This window comes from Nitratireductor luteus, assembly GCF_026162365.1.
Classification (GTDB): domain Bacteria; phylum Pseudomonadota; class Alphaproteobacteria; order Rhizobiales; family Rhizobiaceae; genus Chelativorans; species Chelativorans luteus.
Genome location: NZ_JAOANW010000004.1, coordinates 306,907 through 325,135 on the forward strand (window position 1 = coordinate 306,907; position 18,229 = coordinate 325,135).

Annotated in this window: 17 protein-coding genes; 8 read left to right on the forward strand and 9 right to left on the reverse strand. The window is 63.1% G+C overall.

Annotated elements, in window-relative coordinates; translation table 11 throughout:
* Positions 1–7 precede the first annotated feature (7 nt).
* The gene (locus N1058_RS06650) at positions 8–550 is read left to right on the forward strand and encodes a TRAP transporter small permease (protein WP_265516714.1); all 543 of its coding nucleotides are present in this window, start codon (positions 8–10) and stop codon (positions 548–550) included.
* Positions 547–1,806 (forward strand): TRAP transporter large permease, encoded by a 1,260-nt coding sequence (locus N1058_RS06655; protein WP_265516715.1) that lies wholly within the window; start codon positions 547–549, stop codon positions 1,804–1,806. Before N1058_RS06650 ends, N1058_RS06655 begins: the two co-directional genes overlap by 4 nt.
* 124 nt (positions 1,807–1,930) lie before the next feature.
* Here the strand turns inward: N1058_RS06655 and N1058_RS06660 are convergent, their stop codons facing one another.
* From N1058_RS06660 to N1058_RS06675, 4 genes are read right to left on the reverse strand one after another with little or no spacing between them, the layout of a single operon-like run.
* On the reverse strand, positions 1,931–3,244 hold the full coding sequence (locus N1058_RS06660; protein ID WP_265516716.1) for a lysine N(6)-hydroxylase/L-ornithine N(5)-oxygenase family protein: 1,314 nt from the start codon (positions 3,242–3,244) through the stop codon (positions 1,931–1,933).
* Positions 3,241–5,076, reverse strand: coding sequence for an IucA/IucC family protein (locus N1058_RS06665; protein ID WP_265516717.1), 1,836 nt, complete (start codon positions 5,074–5,076; stop codon positions 3,241–3,243). The genes N1058_RS06660 and N1058_RS06665 overlap by 4 nt, the downstream gene beginning before the upstream one ends.
* Positions 5,076–6,173, reverse strand: coding sequence for a GNAT family N-acetyltransferase (locus tag N1058_RS24110; RefSeq protein ID WP_265516718.1), 1,098 nt, complete (start codon positions 6,171–6,173; stop codon positions 5,076–5,078). Before N1058_RS24110 ends, N1058_RS06665 begins: the two co-directional genes overlap by 1 nt.
* Before the next feature lie 4 nt (positions 6,174–6,177).
* The gene (locus N1058_RS06675) at positions 6,178–7,947 is read right to left on the reverse strand and encodes an IucA/IucC family protein (RefSeq protein ID WP_265516719.1); all 1,770 of its coding nucleotides are present in this window, start codon (positions 7,945–7,947) and stop codon (positions 6,178–6,180) included.
* A 122-nt stretch (positions 7,948–8,069) separates the two neighbouring features.
* On the opposite strand from N1058_RS06675, the gene N1058_RS06680 reads away from it, so the two are divergent.
* The gene (locus tag N1058_RS06680) at positions 8,070–9,257 is read left to right on the forward strand and encodes an MFS transporter (RefSeq protein ID WP_265516720.1); all 1,188 of its coding nucleotides are present in this window, start codon (positions 8,070–8,072) and stop codon (positions 9,255–9,257) included.
* A 29-nt stretch (positions 9,258–9,286) separates the two neighbouring features.
* Here N1058_RS06680 and N1058_RS06685 read toward each other — a convergent pair whose 3' ends face one another.
* From N1058_RS06685 to N1058_RS06695, 3 genes are read right to left on the reverse strand one after another with little or no spacing between them, the layout of a single operon-like run.
* A complete protein-coding gene (locus tag N1058_RS06685) occupies positions 9,287–10,567 on the reverse strand; it encodes an MFS transporter (RefSeq protein WP_265516721.1) in 1,281 nt (426 codons plus the stop codon).
* A complete protein-coding gene (locus N1058_RS06690; protein ID WP_265516722.1) occupies positions 10,564–10,944 on the reverse strand; it encodes a hypothetical protein in 381 nt (126 codons plus the stop codon). Before N1058_RS06690 ends, N1058_RS06685 begins: the two co-directional genes overlap by 4 nt.
* Positions 10,945–10,954: 10 nt before the next feature.
* Positions 10,955–13,153: a TonB-dependent receptor gene (locus tag N1058_RS06695; RefSeq protein WP_265516723.1), complete on the reverse strand. Its 2,199-nt coding sequence runs from the start codon at positions 13,151–13,153 to the stop codon at positions 10,955–10,957.
* Positions 13,154–13,441: 288 nt separating this feature from the next.
* On the opposite strand from N1058_RS06695, the gene N1058_RS06700 reads away from it, so the two are divergent.
* The 5 genes from N1058_RS06700 to N1058_RS06720 all read left to right on the forward strand — a co-directional run bounded on the left by N1058_RS06700 (position 13,442) and on the right by N1058_RS06720 (position 16,319).
* A complete protein-coding gene (locus tag N1058_RS06700; RefSeq protein WP_265516724.1) occupies positions 13,442–13,864 on the forward strand; it encodes a DUF5602 domain-containing protein in 423 nt (140 codons plus the stop codon).
* The gene (locus tag N1058_RS06705; RefSeq protein ID WP_265516725.1) at positions 13,861–14,382 is read left to right on the forward strand and encodes a plastocyanin/azurin family copper-binding protein; all 522 of its coding nucleotides are present in this window, start codon (positions 13,861–13,863) and stop codon (positions 14,380–14,382) included. Before N1058_RS06700 ends, N1058_RS06705 begins: the two co-directional genes overlap by 4 nt.
* Positions 14,379–15,110, forward strand: a complete 732-nt coding sequence (locus tag N1058_RS06710) for an RNA polymerase sigma factor (RefSeq protein WP_265516726.1) — start codon at positions 14,379–14,381, stop codon at positions 15,108–15,110. Before N1058_RS06705 ends, N1058_RS06710 begins: the two co-directional genes overlap by 4 nt.
* Before the next feature lie 84 nt (positions 15,111–15,194).
* On the forward strand, positions 15,195–15,398 hold the full coding sequence (locus N1058_RS06715; protein ID WP_265516727.1) for a hypothetical protein: 204 nt from the start codon (positions 15,195–15,197) through the stop codon (positions 15,396–15,398).
* A 15-nt stretch (positions 15,399–15,413) separates the two neighbouring features.
* Positions 15,414–16,319: a lipid kinase gene (locus tag N1058_RS06720; RefSeq protein ID WP_265516728.1), complete on the forward strand. Its 906-nt coding sequence runs from the start codon at positions 15,414–15,416 to the stop codon at positions 16,317–16,319.
* A gap of 22 nt (positions 16,320–16,341) precedes the next feature.
* Here N1058_RS06720 and N1058_RS06725 read toward each other — a convergent pair whose 3' ends face one another.
* Positions 16,342–17,808, reverse strand: coding sequence for a class I SAM-dependent methyltransferase (locus N1058_RS06725; protein ID WP_265516729.1), 1,467 nt, complete (start codon positions 17,806–17,808; stop codon positions 16,342–16,344).
* A 33-nt stretch (positions 17,809–17,841) separates the two neighbouring features.
* The gene (locus N1058_RS06730; RefSeq protein ID WP_265516730.1) at positions 17,842–18,108 is read right to left on the reverse strand and encodes a hypothetical protein; all 267 of its coding nucleotides are present in this window, start codon (positions 18,106–18,108) and stop codon (positions 17,842–17,844) included.
* Positions 18,109–18,229 lie beyond the last annotated feature (121 nt).

The window sequence follows — 18,229 nt, forward strand, 5'->3', positions numbered from 1 at the left end:
TCGGTCAATGACGCGGGTCACGGAAATCGCGCTGGCCACCGCCGAGACCAGCGACAAGATCCTGGCGCGGGTCAGTCAGGCGATCGTGTTCATCACGGTCGCCGTCCTTCTCACGTCGCTTAGCGTCAATGTCGTGCTGCGCTATGGATTTGGCGGTGGCGGCCGCTCCTGGCTGAGCGAATTGCCGGAGCATTTCTTCCCTTGGATGGTCGCCGCCGGCGTTGTCCTGGCGGCGCTCAAGGGCGCCCATATCGCGGTCGACATCCTGCTATACGCGCTCAATGAAAAGGCGGCGCGCATCCTGGCCATCGGGATCCACGTCGCCGTTGCTGCAACATATGTGACGCTCGGCTTCGTGGCGGTCAATGTTTCGCAGATCGTCGCCATCGAGTATTCGGCCCTCCTCCATATTTCCCGGCGCTGGGCCTACTATGCGCTTGTTTTCATGTCGGTCGGAATGACCCTGGCCAGCCTCAGCCTGGCGCTGAGGGTGGCGGTCGGGGGCATAGAGGCGATGTGGGGCGCCGAACCGGAGGACAGCCCGGCATGATCGGCGTTCTCGTTCCCGTCTTCTTCATCCTGCTTGTGCTGTCAGTCCCGGTCGGTCACGTGCTCCTGATGGCCTCCGGCGCCAGCATCATGGCGATGGAGTTCCTTCCCCTGAACATCATCGTCCAGCAGATGTTCGGGCAGACCCAGTCGTTCCCGATGCTGGCGCTGCCGTTCTTCATTCTGGCCGGCAACCTGATGATGAGCGGAGCACTTGGGCAAAAGCTGATCCGTTTCGCATCCATGCTCGTGCAGCGCTACCGCGGTGGTCCGCTATCGGCCTCCGTCGTCGGTTCGGCCGTTTTCGGCGGCGTTTCCGGTTCGGCCGTCGCCGACGCCACGGCACTGGGCTCGATGCTCATTCCTTGGCAGAAGGGGGAAGGCTTCCCCGCAGATTTTGCTGCCGCGAACAATGCATCGTCTGCCATGCTTGCCGTTCTCATCCCGCCGTCGATCCCGATGATCCTCTATGCGCTGGTCTCGGGAACCTCGGTCGCCGCGCTTTTCACGGCAGGCATTCTGCCAGGGCTTATGATCACGGTCGGCTTCATCGGCGTTTGCAGTATCTCGGCGCGGTTGCGCGGTTTTCCCTATCGGCCAGAAACATCCACATGGGCAGAGATAGGGCGCCAGACGCTCTTTGCCCTGCCGGCCTTGATGACGCCGGTGATGATCGTCGTGCTGCTGCGCTTCGGTTTTGCGACGCCGACCGAAGTCTCCGTTTTGGCAACGCTTTATGCCTTTCTGGTCAGCCTGATCATTTACCGTGACATGACGCTTGGAAGGCTGACGCACGCGGTCCTCTCGGCTGGGGTCGCAACGGGGGTAGTCATGCTGGTCATCATGGGTTCCGCCGTGATCGGCTGGCTGTTGACCTATGCGCAGATACCGCAGACCTTCGCCACCTGGGCGGCGGAGACCCTGAATGCGCCGTGGCTGATTATCCTGGCCATGCTGGCGATTATGCTCGTCGTCGGCATGTTCATCGACCTGCCTGCCGCAATCCTTCTTCTGGGGCCGATTTTCGTCCCGCTAGCCAACCAGATCGGGCTCGACCCCGTTCAATTCGGGATCATGATGGTGCTGGCGCTGGCCATCGGTCTCTTCACCCCGCCGGTCGGCACGACCCTGTTCATTTCGAGTTCAATTGCGCGGGTGCCGATCTTGAATGTGGTGCGGGAAATGTGGCCCTTCTACGCCGTATCGCTGCTGATCCTGCTCGGATTCAGCTTCGTGCCCGCTCTCACGATCCACTGACTGTCGTTGAACGGTCACCTCAAGGAGATGCTCGTCACGCCGGGCTCCGGTCTGAAAGCCATATTCCTCTTTCGGGGACTCAGTCGCCGGAGCGGCCGAGGGTAAAATGAGGAGAATGCCCGCATCAGGCGCGCAGGTTCGAGGCGTCGGCAACAAAGGCGCAGATGTCGTCGGTCGCCCATTCCACAAGCGGCTCGCGCGGCTGTTCAAGGTCGAAATGCCGCCGGCCAACCAGCGCATTGGCGATCACGGCGCTGCGCCAGGCCATCAGACTGAGTTGCGGCTCGGCGATGCCGTGGCTGAAGCGGCCTGCATTGAGGGCGAAGATGCGCCGGTCCGTCGGCCCGTCCCACTGGGCGGAGAAATCGGCAGCGAGCCGGGGCAAGCCGCTTTCATCCAGTGACAGACGGTCCTTGAGCGGTGAAAGGCATTCGGGAAGTGCAAATCTGTAGCCTGTCGCCAGCACCAGCATGTCGGCATTGAACATTTCGATGCCACCGTCGAAACCGTTGCGCATGACGAGTTGGATATCGTCTCCTTCCCTGGTCAGATCGAGCACGTCCCGATGCGGCAGAAGGCTTGCCCGCGTGCCCTCCGTTGCAAGATGCCTCAGTTCGTACAGGCGGCGATAGACGCTGCGAAGCGTGGAGCCGGAAATGCCGTCACCGGCGAGCTTTTGCCGCGCCACGGTGGCGCGTCGGCGCGGCTCGGCCAAGGTGTGAAAACGCTCCACATAGGGTGGCGCGAACAACTCGTTGGTGAAGGGCGTGTCGTCCAGCGGCTGAAAATTCGGACGCCGGCTGATCCAGGTGATTTCCGTGCCGGCGGCGGCGTTGGTAAGCAGATGGAGCATGATTTCGGCTCCGCTCTGTCCGCCGCCGACCACGGCGATGCGGCGTCCCGGCGTGCGGTCCAGCCTGTGGGCGGCCTCGGAGGAATGGAAGACTGCGCTTCCCGGAACGGGTGCCGCCCAGGCAGGGATATGCGGCACGAGCCCGATGCCGAGCGACAGGTTGCGAGCCAGGCGTTGTTCGTTGTCGAAGGAGAGTGTGAAGGATCTGCCGTCAAAGTCGATTTCCCGCACCTCGCGGTCGAAACTGAGCGTCGGCAGGTTTTCCGCGACCCAGGCGAGATAGCGAGCGAATTCGCGGCGTGGCACGGCCTCGAAATCGGCGTTGAGAAACTCATAGAACCGCTTGTGGGCGACGAGATAGGCGACGAAGGACCAGGGGCTGGTGGGGTTCGTCGCCGTCACCAGATCTTTCAGGAACGAGGTCTGTAGTTCCACTCCCGGCAGCATCATGCCGGGATGCCAGTCGAAGCGCGATTTGCGCTCGAAGAAGCCGAGTTCCAGCCCGTCGATGGAGTCGAGCTGGGCGGCAAGGCTGAGGTTGAAGGGGCCGATGCCGATTCCGGCGAGGTCGAGAGATACTGTCATAGGGAGGCTCCTGACAGGGTGGGGCGGTCGGTTGCTCGGGAAGAAGGCGCCGTTTCGGCGAGGTGGAGAGGATTGTCGAGATCGGTACCAAGGTCCGGCAGCGGACGCTCACCGGCATCGCCGTATCCGATGGCGAAGCGGACGCGGTTGATGGCGATGCGCGGTACCTTGGGACGGAAAAGATCGAAGAGAGCAAAGCGCTCCGACAGTTCCGGGTGCTCGGCCTGATAGCGCCGGAGGCGTCCGGCGAGCGTTGCGTAGAAGACGGTTTCGTCCAGGCCGTCATGATCCGCGAGGGCTTCCGAGAGGAAGCGCAGCACGCTTGCGAACTGGCCCGTCTGCAGGTGCTGGAGAAGATGCGCCGGCGGGCGGCGCTTCAGCGTTTTCCGGACGTTTGCGGGCAGCGTTTCGAGTTCGGGAAACGCCTGATCCACAAGATCGGCATCGCCTTGGAAATCCTTGATGGCGACGCCGACCGGAATTGCGCCGTCAAGGATCACCGTCACGTTCTGTCCGTGGGCGATGAAGCCGACCCCGTAGCGGCACATGAAATGGTAGAGCGGAACGGTGACGGCGCCGAAAAGCCGGTCGAGCCACTCGGCGTGGCTAAGGCCGGAGCGGGCGATCAGCGCGCTGACGATGGGGCGGCCGGATACGTCGCGCTGGGGCAGGGCGCCCATCATCATAGGCCGACGACCGTCGGACAGGTGGGCGTCGGGACTCTCGCGCCAGATCACGCCCAGCATTTCGCAGAACTGGTACGGGGCGTCCGGGATGTGTTCGTAGTGGGGGTGCGGGTAGAAGGCGCCGGCAACCTCCTTAAGGACCTTCAGTGGCTGCAAGGCGGGATCGTAGCGGGCACAGCCGGCGAGCCAGCGGGAGAAGACCGGGCCGACATCCATGTACTTGCCGGGCACGCCGCGCCACGCGGAGGTGTTGAGGATGGTGATCGGCAGCTTGACGTGAAGCGCGTCTGCCCGGCGGGTATTTGCCAGCGTGCGCAGCGATTGCTGTGGCACGAAGGGATCGCCGAAGGCGCCGAGCGGCACGAGCCTTCCCGCCGCCACTTCGCCGGCAAACTGGGCGGCAAGCATGCCCTGCCATTGCCAGGGGTGAACGGGCAGCAGAAAATGGGTATCGGTTGAGACCCCCGCCTCGGCACAGGCGGCCTTCAGACGATCGCGCTCCCCTTCGTCGAGAGCCGCGCTCAACAGTGCTTCCTCGTCAATGTCGAGCGCGAGCGAGAGCCGGCATCGGTCGCGTGCGGCCGCCAGCCAGAAAAGCCGGATCGTACCGCCGAACTCGGGGGCATAGGCTGAAAATTCCGTAAGACCCCACCCAAGACGGCCCTTGTTGGCGGGTGCCTTGGGGTGGCCGTCGAGAAGCCGTTGCAGTTCCGTATCGGGGAGGGCGGCGAGATCGTCGGCGTTCAGATGCGCCCGTGCCGCTGCGATCCGCGCATCGGCCATGAGCGTGTTGTAAAGCTCCTTGGCATAGGTGCAGAAGGTCGGCGGGGATATGTGGAGCGTTTCGCGCGCGTCCGCCAGAAAGGCGACTGCATCATCGACGGTCTGCTTCTCGCCGGCCGCGAGCCGCTCGAGGCTTTCGAGGCGAACCGTCAACTGCCCCCAGATGCGACGGACGGCATCGAAGCGGTAGGTCACACCGGAGGCAAGGGGAAGCTCCCATCGCGTTTGTGCCGGGTCGAGGGGCTCGGGCTGAAATGCCTCCTCGTAGGCAAGCTCGGAGATCATCTTCGCCACCGCGGCGCGATTGACTGCCCGCCAGCTTTCACGCTCCACCACCCGCCCACCGGGAAGGGGGCCAGGCATCACGGCGCCACCTCGCGGAAGAAGCGGCCGCGCTCGCAGCAGACCAGGGCGGCGCGCTTGTGCGGGAAGTCGAATTCCTTGACTTTCACATAGGCCAGCTCTGTGGTGTAGCTCAGCATCTTCTGATGCGATGCACGCGGCTCTCCCACTATGCGGAGCGTGCGCGGCTCGTCGAGAAAGAGATAGTGGGTGACCGAGGAGAAGAGGGCACGGGTCTTCGGCCGGCCGAGATGCCGTGAATTGCCGACGAGACCGTGCCAGCCGCGGTCGAAATCCTCCGGCTCGTAATAGGGGCCGAGCCGGTCCTCCTTGGCCCAGTAGAACTCGAAATAGCCGGCCGGATCGCCGTCGAAGCTGGCGATCACTCCGAAAAGATGCGGATCGGCCTCCTGCTCGGCGAGATAGTTGTCCAGTTCCGCCTCGCTTTTGGCGAGCTCCCAGAAATGGGCGACACGGCCCTGGTTCATCCAGCCGTGAAAGAGGGAAAGGTCCGTGCGGCGGTCGATCGGCCGGAGCGTGACGGTCAGCTCGATCTCGGGCACCCAGCGCCGATACATGACGCCCGAAGGCAGCGGCGGACGCAATGGCGGCAGGCGATCCTCCGGGCCGATGGAGGAGCGGAGACAGGGATAGGCCGTGTGGGATTTCTGCTCGCGCCAAAGCAGTGGGAGCTGCCGGAAGACGGCCCGCTCGACAATGGCGGCTTCCTGCCCCGTGCCTGGGGCCTGCACACGCCCGGTTGCCAGGGCGGCGACCGGGGGAAGCGCTTTCGCTGCGGGCAGGAGGATGCGGTTCACATCGGGAAGGCGGATGAAGATTGCGTCGATCAGGGCGGCGAGCAGATGCGCGCCGTCCGGCCGAGCGGGGTCGATCTTCACGTCGGAAAGCCCGGCGCCGTCCGGTCCGTCATGCTGAAGCTGTGCCGTGGCGAGGAATTCGCCGGCGCTTCCCGAAAGCATGAGCCGGTTGCCGCCGTCGAGCAGCACCGCCACGGGCGTGTCGATGGACGCGGGATAGTGCCAGGTCACGTCATGGCTCCTGGCGGCGCGGGATTTTTCGGAACGGGCGAAATCACGGGTGGCAGGCTGCACGGTCACGGGATCACCTTTTGGCCAGGGGGTTTGGCAGTTGAACGTAGCCTGCCAGCGGGTCGGTCACGTCCGTGTTCTCGTTGATGTTGCCGAGGGAAATCATGAAGTTGCCCTTGGCGCCGACGGTGGGCGAGGAGAGCAGGTAGTCGAGGCAGGTCCGGTCCTCGATCGGCTCGGCGGCGAGCCTTTCCACAAAGGCGCGGAAGCGGCCAAAAAGCCGGTCCTCGCCGCCGAGGCCGGCCGCGGCCAGCGCGCCGACCACCGGGAAGGCGCCGTTGACGAAGAGATAGTAGCCGACGATGCGGGCGGCATCGTCCGTGCCGAACACATGATCCTTGGCTGCCCCGGCTTCCGGCAGATGTTCTCTCAGCCTCGGCAGGAAACTGCGGACATAGCCGGTGCCTTGGCAATCGCGGAAATAGAGCCGGTCGGGCCATCCCTCTCGAAGGCCGAGGACGAGGTTTTGCTGATGGGCGCCGAAGAGGAGCCCGAAACTGCCTTGGGCAATCAGGAAAGGCGCGATGGCGACCTGGAGGAAGCGGTCGAGCCAGCGTTCGGCGACGCGCTCCGGTGCTTCACCTTCCGCCTTGGCGATGCGGCGGACGAGATCGGCCAGATGGCTGTCGCGGTCGTCTTGATGCCGTTCGCAAAGGGCGGCCAGCACGGCGGCTTTGGGCTGATGCGCCCCCCGGAACGGGTTCTCCCGGAAGGAGACCATGGTTTCCTTGATAACCGACCCATCGGGCGCGCGCAGCGCAAGCCATGCCGGTTCGCCCATGACATGAAAACCTGGGCAGCGCGCCTCAAGCGCCTGTCCGATGGGTCCCGCCAACAGCCGGTAGACGGAAAGCCCGCGCGCGCATTCATGCTCTTCCACCAGGCGACGGGAATTGGTGAGGCGCAGGCTGAGCGAGAATTTCAGCATCCAGTCGGCATCAGCGGAATAGACCGTCCTGAGCGAGGTCGTCGCCCGCCATTGGGGGCCGCCCAGACCGAGATCCCTTATGAGGTCCGCGCGCATCAACGTGTCGATCAACGGTTCCTGCATCAGCCTCGCGGCCTGCCAGGGATGCAGCGGCATCAGTTCCTTGCCCGCCTCCGCCTCGGCGCGCCCGACGAGCGCCGGATCGAGGGCGGCGAGGGCGCGCGCGGCTTCCGCCGCACTGACGGGTGCTGCGCTTTCGCCGGCAAGCAGGACGGGGTCGACGGCCCACCAGCGTAGCGAAAAGGCGTTGCCGTATTCGGGGCCGTAGCGGCGGGAATCCTCGTTCGTGAACTCGTCGCGGCTGCGCGGGGAAGGATGCACGGCATGGCCGAAACGCAGTGCCTTTTCCGCCTCGATGAAGCCGGGATCGCCCGCGGCGAAGGGACGCTCCGCTCCAGCCGCTTGGCTCACCTCAGCAATCGCTCCGGCGCTGTCCAGGACGCGGGTGAGGAAAATCCGGCGAGCTTCCGGCAAAGCACGGCCACCGATGTCAGGCTCGCGCATCAGGAGGATTGCGAGTTCGGGAAGCGTTACCGGCTCGGGCGTACCTCCGTCCCAGCTTACATGCATGGGATAGGCGAAGGCGTGCGAGCCGCTCGTGGAATGGTGCATGACGGGCACGCTGATCTCGGCGTGCGAGGCCGGCAAAAGGAGGCAGAGCGTATGGGTGCAGCCTTGCGGCGCCGTTCCGTCCCCGTTCTCCAAGATCCGCCAGTCGCTCCATTCGCGGATGAGGGCATTCAGGAAGCGGCTGCAGGTGGGGTCGTATTTCACTGTCTCGACCGAGATCAGCATTGACCCACCTCCGTGATTGCGTGGGACAAGCAGAAGGAGGCGGTTGCCCTTGCGAACGGAATACGGCAAAAGCCATGTGAAACGTTATATCGTTTATAGCTTATCAGCCTTGGAGCCCCGCGATGAAGGTGATGGGAAAATGCCGAGGCAGCGCACGAGCGCTGGCTGGCCAGCTTGCCTTCGGCGTGTCCACCATCGGTTTCGGGCAATCCGCCTTCATCGCCCTGGTGCCCCTTATCGCGGTGCAGACGGGTCTTGGAACGGGTGCGATCGGCACGGCGGCGTCCTTCGGCGCGCTCGCCTTCGTGGCCGGCGCGCCCTTTTGCGGCGCGCTTGGGGCACGCTACGGTCATGGGCGCACTCTGCGCGCCCTTGGCCTTCTGGTGCTGGCGGGGCAGCTCGTCTTCGCCGGTCTGATATGGGCTGGAATGCTGGCGCCTCTGCTTGCCTTCGCTATCCTCCTCGCCTCGCGGCTGGTCTATGGCCTCGGGGCCTCGGGCGTCATGCCGGTTGCGCAGGCCTGGGTGTGCGGGGAAGCACCCCGGGAGGAACATCGAGGCCTGCTGGCGCTGCTCAGCGCCGGGCTTGGCGCCGGCCGCATCCTCGGTTCCGTCGCCGCCATGACGGCGGGCCTGGCGGCACAGCTTCCATTCGTGCTGCTCGTGCTGAGCCCGATCACGCTGTTGCTTGCGCCGAAGGACAAGAGGGAGCTTGCCGCCGTGAACGGAGGCGAGGGCAAGCGCCTGTTTCCCTTCGACCGCCGCATCCTGCCGTTTCTGGCCATCGGCTTTTGCCTGATGGCGGGCTTCGGACAGATGCAGATGATGCTGGGGCCGATCCTGCAGACGAAGCTCGATCTTGCGGCTTCCTCCGCCACCACCGCGACCGGCCTCATCCTCACTCTCGTTGCCGCAGCCATGATCCTGATGCAGGTTTTTGCCGTTCCCCGCCTCGCGCTCGGACAGGGCGCCGGTGTAGCCATCGGCTCGAGCCTGCTGGCGCTCGGAGCGCTTATCGTCGCGGCAAGCAGCGGATTTATCCTTTGCGCGGCTGGACTCGTCATCGGCGGCGTCGGCGTTGCAATCGCCACGCCCGCCTATCTCGCCTGGCTCCTCTCGCGCGTCCAGCCGGAAGAGCAGGGTGCCGCCGCCGGATGGCTGGCGAGCGCTCATGTGCTGGGGCAGGGCGCGGGCGCCCTCCTGGGCGGCTACGCCTTTGCCCTGTGTCCGCTGCTGCCGCTTCTTTCCTGCGCCGGCCTTGCCCTGGGGGTCGCGGCGGCAGTGTGGACCATGAAGCCCGGCGAGAGCTGAAATGCAGAGCGGAAGAGCCGATCCTGTCTTCATCGCCCGCGCCCTCCGGCCGGCGCGGCAGACAGGCCCGGTATTGCCGCAGCATGCGTGCGCAGCATCAGCATCGTCGCCAGCACCGCCGCACCCGACAGACCAGCGGACAGTCCGAACAGCGCGCCATAACCCATAAGATCGGCGAGAGCGCCCGACGACATGGAGCCGGCGAGATAGATGAGAAGCTGGGCGCAGGCGAGGATGGTGAAGTCCGTCCCCGGCTGCTCGGAGGAGGTGACGCTCATGAACAGGCTGTAGAGCGCGACGATTTCCATGTAGCGGATAAGCGTCTGGAAGGCGGAAGCCCCGTAGAGTGGCCACACTCCGAGGATTGCACCCATCGCATGCAGGGCAAAGACGAGGAAGCACACGGTCCTCAGGCTGCCCAGCAGGCCGAGGACCGGCGCGACGCCCCAACGCCGCAAGAGGATCGCGGCAATGACCGAGCCGGCAAGACCGGCAGTGGCGGCCGAGGCGCCGGAGAGATAGCCGATGACATCGAGCGGAATGCCGGCATCGACCAGATAAGATCCTTCCATCGCCTTCACGAGCCCCTCGCTTGCCCGGTAGACAAGCGCGATCCAGAGGATCTGCCGCGCCTCCGGGCGGCGCAGGAACGCCATGATGGAGGGGCGGGAAAGCCGTGCTCCCGCCTGCTCGGGCGCGGGGTCCGCCTCCCGCATGGCGAAGGCGGCGGCGAGCGGCAGCATCGAGATGAGCGCGATGGTGAGGAGCATCACGTCCCATCCGGCATAATGGTAGAGCACGAGGCCCATCGTGCCGCCGGCGATCACGCCGAAGGCAACCGCGCCGCCCTGTATGGCGTTGCCGATGGGCCGCTCCTCCGGCTCCAGATATTTGGAGGCATAGCCGTCGGTGGCGATGTCCTGGGTGGACAGAAACAGCGAAGCGGCAAAGCCGATGCCGAAGATTGCCCAGACATTGTCGGGCTCCACCAGCATCAGCGACAGGATGGAGGCGATGATGCCGCATTGGGTGAGGATCACCCAGCCGGCGCGGTGTGCCCTCGCGAAGGGACGAACCCGGTCCACCACGGGCGCCCAGAGGAACTTCAGAACAAGCGGCAAAAGCAGGATGGAGAAGAAGCCGATCGCGGTACGGGAGACGTCCTGCTCGCGCATGATCGGCGGAATGGCGGCGGCGAAGAGATAGGTCGGAATGCCTTGCGCGAGATAGAGGCCCGCCAGTACGGCAAACAGCCGGTAGCGCGGCTTCGCAGGCGCGTCGGGGGCGGAGATTGCGTCCGTGGCGGTCATGATCGGCCCTTTTCCGGCAGGTGTGCGGCAAGGAAGGGTTTGGCGTCGTCGGTCTTTTCGGTCACGAGGACCGGGAAATTCCACAATCCGCTGAAGGTGCGCTGCATCTCCTCGCTCGGATTGACGCGGACGATGGCGACCGCCCGGCATGTTGCGTTCATTTTCTCGCGTGTGGCCTTGAACCAGAGGTTCTGCGCCTTGCGCTGCTCCTGCGCGAGGTCGAGCGGCACGCGGAAGGCGACCAGGAGCACGAAGGGACCGGCTGCACCTGAAATTTCGTTAAGCGCTGCGATATACCGGTCGGGATCATCCTTCCCGACCGGTTCGTCGACGATCAACGATAGAAGTGCTTCTTCCCGATGCAGGTTGACAGCCATTGCCGCATCCTCAGAAGGTAACCCTGTAAGATGCAAAGACCGACCGCCCCAATCCCGCGACGGGCGCACCGCGTGTGGCGGTCGCTGTCGGATTGATGTAGTCGGTGTCGAAGAGGTTGCGCACCGCGAGGCTGAGTTCGCTGCCGTTTTCGAAGGACTTCGACACGGCGACATTGACGAGTGTCGCGCCGTCGAGTTCTTCGCCCCCGATACGGTCGCGGCCGGAGAAATATTCGACCTCGCCGCGCGCCCTGAACCCATTGTCGAAGCGGGCGGTCACATGGGCGAGTCCCTTCCAGGTGGACGGAATGCGGTTGTTCGGCAGATAATCATTGATCGACCCGTCGCCATCCTCGTCGTATTTGCCCTCGGTGTAGCCGAGCAGACCGCCGACTGTGAACATGGCGTTGATGTCGTACTCGGCGGAAGCCTCCACGCCCCAGATGCGCTCCTCCTGCTGGGTAACGCGGTTGGCGGCCACATCGTAGTTCACGCCGTCCTTGGAGGTCGACAGGTAAGCACTGACCATGCCGCGGAAGTCTCCCCAGTCTCCGCGCAGGCCCGCTTCATAGGTGTTCACCAACTGGGGCTCCGGCGCGATATTGGCATAGCTGATCGTGAAATCGGGCGTGCCGGCGCAGCCCAGCGCGCCGAGCAATGCGCCGTAGGCGTCACAGGCTTCAGCCGTGGTGTTCAAACCCGCCCGGCGGGTAAAGGCGCCGATGTCGGTCAGGCTGTAGCCCTGCGAGAAATTGCCGAACGCCTGAAGCTCGTTCGTGACGTCGAAGACGGCACCGGCGTTGACGGTGAAGGCGTTGTAGTCGAAGGAACCGCCGAGCACATCGATGGCCGGGAATGCCATGCGGAACTGGCCGACATAAGCCTCCGGCCGCTCGAAATCGTCGACGTCGAGGTAAAACTGGTCGAAGCGCACGCCGCCTTGAAGCCGGAATCGATCCGTAACGGGTATCTCGGCCTGCGCGAAGGCGGCAATCGAATGCTGCGTCATCGGCGAGATGACGTCCCAGCCGTTCGTGAGCTTCTGACGGGTGTCGTCATAGCTGTAGTCCGCGCCCCAGGTGAGCGTGGCGCCGTCGCGGACGAAGTCGATTGGCGAATTGACTGTCAAGTTCAGGCCTGTCCGGTCGGCCTCCAGCGCGGACTGGTTGTAGTCGGCCGTCGGATTCAGCGGATCGCCCGAGTAGTAGACAATGGAATTGACGGCGGAGAATTTGGTGAAGGGCGACTGCTTGAAGATCTTGTTGTAGTAGGCCTTCACTTCCAGATCGCCGAGGGCAAAGGCGCTGTCGGTATATTTGGCCGTGAAGTATTTGGAATCTTCCTTTAACGGCTCGCCCGTATAGGCATCGGAAAAATTCGGCGAGACCGGGTCTGTCGTATAATCGGTGAACCAGTCGGGCTTTTGTTCGGCGTAGGTCCAGTCGACGCTCGCCTCGAAGCGCCGGGATCCGCTTTCATAGCCCATGACGCCGAAGAGGTCCGCCGAGCCGGTGCGGTCGCCGCCGCCCTGGCCGAGCATTGCATCGGAGGGCATCTCGTTGCCGTTGCCATCATAGGTGCGGCGCGTCAGCTCGCCCGAAGCAGCGAAGAAATAGTCGAAATCGCCCTTACGGCCCTCCACCGTCACGCTCGTTTCTGGTGCGGCAGATTTGCCGACATTCTCGGTAAAGGCCGTCACGCCGGTGCGAACGGTCACGGTCGGCTTTTCGCTGGTGCCGCGCCTGGTGATGAAGTTGATGGTGCCGCCGGTCGCACCCGCTCCATAAAGGCTGGACGAACCGTTCACCACTTCGACGCGCTCCACGGTGTTGAGGTCTATCAAGGACAGGATGCGGGAGACGTCGCGCAGCGGCGTGTTGCGCGGCACGCCGTCCACCATGATGAGCACACTGCGGCCACGGAAAGTTTCCGACCCGCCGGAAATCGTCTGGTTGGAAGGCGAGAAGCCGGGAACCAGCCGTTCAACGAGATCGGTGGCGTTCGGCGAAATCTCCGTCGCCTGCTCGATCTCGTCGCGTTCCACCACGATGACGGACTGGGCGACCCCGGCGATGGAACTTTCCTCGCGGCCCGCCGTCACGACGAGCCGGTCGAGTAGAGTGGATGTCGTTGTGGATGTTCCCTGGTCTTGCGCCCACGCGGCCGGCGAGACGAGACAGGTCGAGAGAAGATATGGCCAGACACGCATGCGCATTGAGCCCCTTGCATCAATGATGTTTGCTGGCTGGGTAGCTGCCATGGAGCGACCTGGCTTTCTCGATCTCGTCGCTAGAAAATATGATTGCAATTGTCAAGAAAAAGGATGGATTGCGCGCGACGAACGAGGTAGCGCCTGTCACTTCGCCGCCTAAATCTCGTCCCGCGCTGAAGCGTTGAGCCGGACCGCCGCAAGATTTCCGGGAACTTTTCGCATCGAGCTCCATCCAATCAGGTAGCGCCCTCGCAATTCGGTGCGCCCAATCGGAAGGACAAGACAATGAAGAAGGTCATTTTTCCTGCGGTCGCCATGCTCTTCGGCGGCCTTGTAGCGGCCCCGGCTCAGGATGCCGGGACCGTAGCGGAAGCGCCGCCGGCCGCGCCCTACCAGAAGGTGAGCGACCTGGTTTCGCTGCCTGACTTTGTCCCGGGTCTCGGACAGCTCTTTGTCGATCCTTCGACGCTTCCGGCCGGGCCTTTCCTCGCCTACGATCACGATGGCCAGCTGGTCAGCACGGTCTACATGATCCCGGTCCAGGACCTGAACCCGGACAAGAGCTTCGATGATCTTGAGGCGCCCGGCGGCACCGTTGACCACGTGGACGTCTACTACAATGCCGGCCATCCCGGCGTGGAAGTGCCGCATGCCCATATCATCCTATGGCATGTCTCCGCCGATGACGAGGCGAGGGTCGCCGAGTGAAACCGAGCCGTCGTCAGGTGATCGGCATGGGCGGCAGCTTCGTCACCGCCCTCGCTCTTCCGAACCTGTTCGCCCGTGCGGGAGCGATCACGGAAATCACCATGGGCGGCAGGAGCGACGGGTCGCATGTCTGGTTCGACCCGGTTGGGCTCATGGTCCAGCCGGGGCAGACCATACGTTGGATCAATCGCGACCGGGGCAATTCGCATACGGCAACGGCCTATCATCCGGCCAATTTCGGCAAGCCAAACCGTATTCCGGCCGCCGCCGAGCCATGGGACTCGGACTATCTGCTGCCCGGCGAGAGTTTTTCCGTTACACTGACCCAACCCGGCGTCTACGACTATTTCTGCATCCCGCATGAACGAGCCGGTATGGTCGGCAGAATCGTCGTCGCTGGGCCACAAGCCAATGATCGGCGCAGCCGCGGAACTGATGCTGGTCTGCCGGAAGCGGCACGGCTGGCATTTCCAGCGGTGGAGGACATCGTGGCGAACGGAATGGTCGAGCGAAAATGAGCGCGGGTGCAAAAGCAGTGGAAGCCTTCTGGTCGGCATTAGAGCACCGGCGCCGTCGGGAAGGCATGAGCGACGACGAACTGATCGCGCTGGCGCGCAAGCGGGATGAGACAGCGGTCAGCGCGCTCATCAGGCGCCACAATCAACGCCTCTTCCGCATTGCGCGCGGGGTGGTGCACGACGACCACGAAGCCGAAGATATTGTCCAGGAGACCTATGTCCGAGCTTTCACTGCGCTCGAAACTTTCCGTGGCGGTGCGGCGTTTTCCACCTGGCTCACGCGCATTGCGCTGAACGAGGCCAACGGGCGCCTGCGGCGCAAGCGCCCGACGGTCGAACTGTCAGAGGTAGACGAATCCAGCCATGCCGATGGAGCAGAAGTCATCATGTTTCCCCTGTCGTCCATTGCGCCGAGTCCCGAAACCGAAGCCGGACGCGAGCAGGTGCGACGGCTCCTTGAAGATGCTCTCGATCGGCTGCCGGAACCGTTTAGACTGGTATTCATCCTGCGCGATATCGAGGGGCTTGGGACCGAGGCAACTGCAACGCTTCTGTCGATCAAGCCGGAGACGGTCAAGACGCGCCTCTTCCGGGCAAGGCGTTTGCTACGTGCGGAGATGAGGAAGGCATTGCTGCCGCGTTTTTCCGACGTCTTTCCGTTCGCTGGAAAGCGGTGTGCAATGATGGCTGAACGCGTGATCGAGCGGTTGCGCGCGGCGTCCTTCTGATCCCTGGCACAATTGCAGGTCCCGGCAGGGAGGGAGAATCACGGGGGGCGAGGAAAGCCTGCCGGTTGGGAATCGACGCGACGCATGACTGGCGACGATGACGGCCACCCGCCACGATTTGCTTCCCCTCAATCCTTCCTGCACGAAGTCGACCGGAATTATAATGAGCTGGCCTGGGTCGTTGACCCGCGTCAGCAGGCGGACGACGTGGAGCGGCAGCTTGCTGAAGGTGCCGGGCTTAAATTGGCCTCATCGCATGACTATCTGGCGATGACACGTCAACGCTAATAAAGAACAGGCATCTTGCGAAAACCGAATACCTTGAAGCGCGCGCTTCTCCTTGTTAATCCGAAGGCCAGGCGCGGCACCGGTTCCATCGCCTCAGCGGTTGATGTGCTGCGGACGAATGGCATTGATGTAACGGAATTGAAAGCCAGTCCGCATGAAACTATGGCCGATCTCATCCGGCATCATGCCGGCGAGTTCGATCTGGTCGTGGTCGGCGGCGGCGACGGTACGCTGAATGCCGCAGCACCTGCGCTCGTCGATACGCGATTGTCGCTCGGCGTGCTGCCGCTTGGCACCGCCAACGACTTTGCCCGAACGGTCGGCATCCCGTTCAATCTGGTCAAGGCGGCCGAACTGATTGCCACCGGAACGCCGAGCCCGATCGACCTCGGCGAGGTCAACGGGCATCTTTTCTTCAACGTTGCCAGCATCGGCTTCAGCGCCCAACTCGCCGCCGACCTGACCGAACAGGCAAAGAAGCGCTGGGGTAAGCTCGGCTACGCCATTGCGGCCGCACGGATCCTTGCCCGCTCCAGGGTGTTCACCGCACAGCTCGATCATGACGGCACGACCGAAAGGATCAGGACGATGCAGGTTTCCGTCGGCAACGGTCGCCACTACGGCGGCGGCATGACCGTGGAGGAAAACGCGACGGCAGATGACGGGATGCTGGATTTCTACAGCCTCGAGGTCGACCATTGGTGGCGGCTACTGGCGCTGCTTCCCGCGCTCAGGAAAGGCACACACGGGCGGTGGGATGATGTGCGGGCGTTCCGCACCACCGAAGTGACCATCCGTACCAGCCGGCCAAGACCGGTCAACACAGATGGCGAGCTGAGCACCTGGACACCCGCCAAGTTCCGTATCCGTCCGAGAGCCATCCAGGTCTTCACGCCGAAGCAAACAGGTGTGGCCCGATGACAGGACTGAGGTCTCCAATGTTCTACTTCCGGCTGGAGCCTGTCTGTCTCAGTCGCTTTGGATATGCGAAATAGATGTGGCGTTTGCCGCCCTTCAGCGACTGCTCGGCCTCGATATCGAAATGCCTCGTCAGGAGATTCCGGAACGTATCGGGATAATAGTCGGTGTATTGATCCTGGCGGTTGGCCAGAAGGGTCTGCACCATTTCGTCGTCGCGCCCGACGAACTCGATAACGATTGCCGTTTCCAGTCCGGCTAACCACGATATGAAGTCAGCCAGCGGAATGTTGGATGAGATCACGATGTGATGGACCAGGGCGAGGCATAATGTCAGCTCCGGTTTCCCGCGCTCCGCAAGACCTTTTCTTTCCGCGTTGCGCCAGCCTTGGTTGGGCGAAGCGTCGGCGAGGTTGACGACAAGCGGCAAGATGGATCTCGCAGCCTTGCTTTCGCTTTCGCGTCGGTAGAGGTATTCTATCGCCATCCAATCGCCGTCCATTGCTATGACGTCGTCGGCATATTCAGCGACTATCCGGGAAAAAGTGCCGGTGTTGCAGCCCAAATCCCACGCACGGCGCCAGCGTTTGACCCCGGCCGCGGCACGAACGAACTCCACCTTCTTCTCAAGATCCGTCTTGCCATAAGAATGATTTCGGTCGTAATCCGACCACTGGGTCTTGTTAGGGCGTGGCTCCAGTTTCGAGACGAGAGCAATCAGCTTTTCAACATTGCGTTCGATGAGCGTCTTATCAAACCCTGCTTGAAGCAGCGCCCCGCGTACGTCGCGACCACTATTGGAATAGCGCTTCTGGAGAGCGCTCTGCGCAACGATATGCAGAAGAACGCCAGGCCGCAGGATGTCGCGCACAGACAACAGACTTCTTATCTCTTCGGCCGGAATGCCGTCGATGCGTCCGCGCAACCAGGGCCGGAAATCCATACCCTTGTAGGCCTGCAGCATGAGCGGATAGAGGAAGAGCTCGCAGAACTGCCGGTAGCCGACCCATGGCTCTCCGCGCCCGAGCGGTTCAAATGAGGGTATGTCGATGAAGACGGGACGAACCCCGCGCCATTGGATGTTGTAAGGTGAAGCATCCTTCAAGATCATATCGGAGGCCAGCGCGCCACGCATGAGCTCCAGATGAAGCAGCGCTGCATCCTTCAGCATGCTGAAGGTCCATTCATACGGGTATGAGATATAAGGTATACGCGCGTGCTCGAGAACGCCCGCCCATTCCCCCTGGGCGATGCCTTCCTTCTCCGGATCGACCATCCAGGTGTCTACAATTCGGCCAGTTCCACACTCACGTTCGAAGAACGCCGCCTTCTGCAGGCACCGCCAGTTGGCAACCGCCGTGGCGTTCAAATATCGGAAGACGCGGCCGTCCCGGTAGAAGACCGCTCCATTACGATCCCGATAAGAGCCAGGCTCCTCTTCGATAGCGAGGTGCTCCTTTGCGGGGTTGCGTGCCCGCGCACCGGTTGCCACGGATTGGGTCTTCTGGGCACCGATCCCGTTCACTTATCGACGGCCCGGGCCTTCAATCGGTCTTTCCGGTTCGCTTTGGTCCGGCTCCGACTTCCTCGGTTCGATCCCGAATAACGAAAGGAACTTATGCCAATAGAGCCTGCCGGCAATGGCTAGCCCGGCAACACCACCGAGCACCACCTGAAGGATCATGCTGCCCGTGCCGGCGTCGAGATAGGCATGCGCATTGTTCGTGGAAATTCCGACAAACAGCACCGACAGCGTGAGAGGGAAGATACGAGACACAAATCCCGGGCGCATGATAATCTGCCTTTCATCGCGTTTTAACGGAAATCCGATGGCAGCTGGCTAACGAACTCGGCGCAAGAACGATCCTTCAAAAATGTGTTACAAATCTGTCGTAAATGGTTGGCGCGGCGCT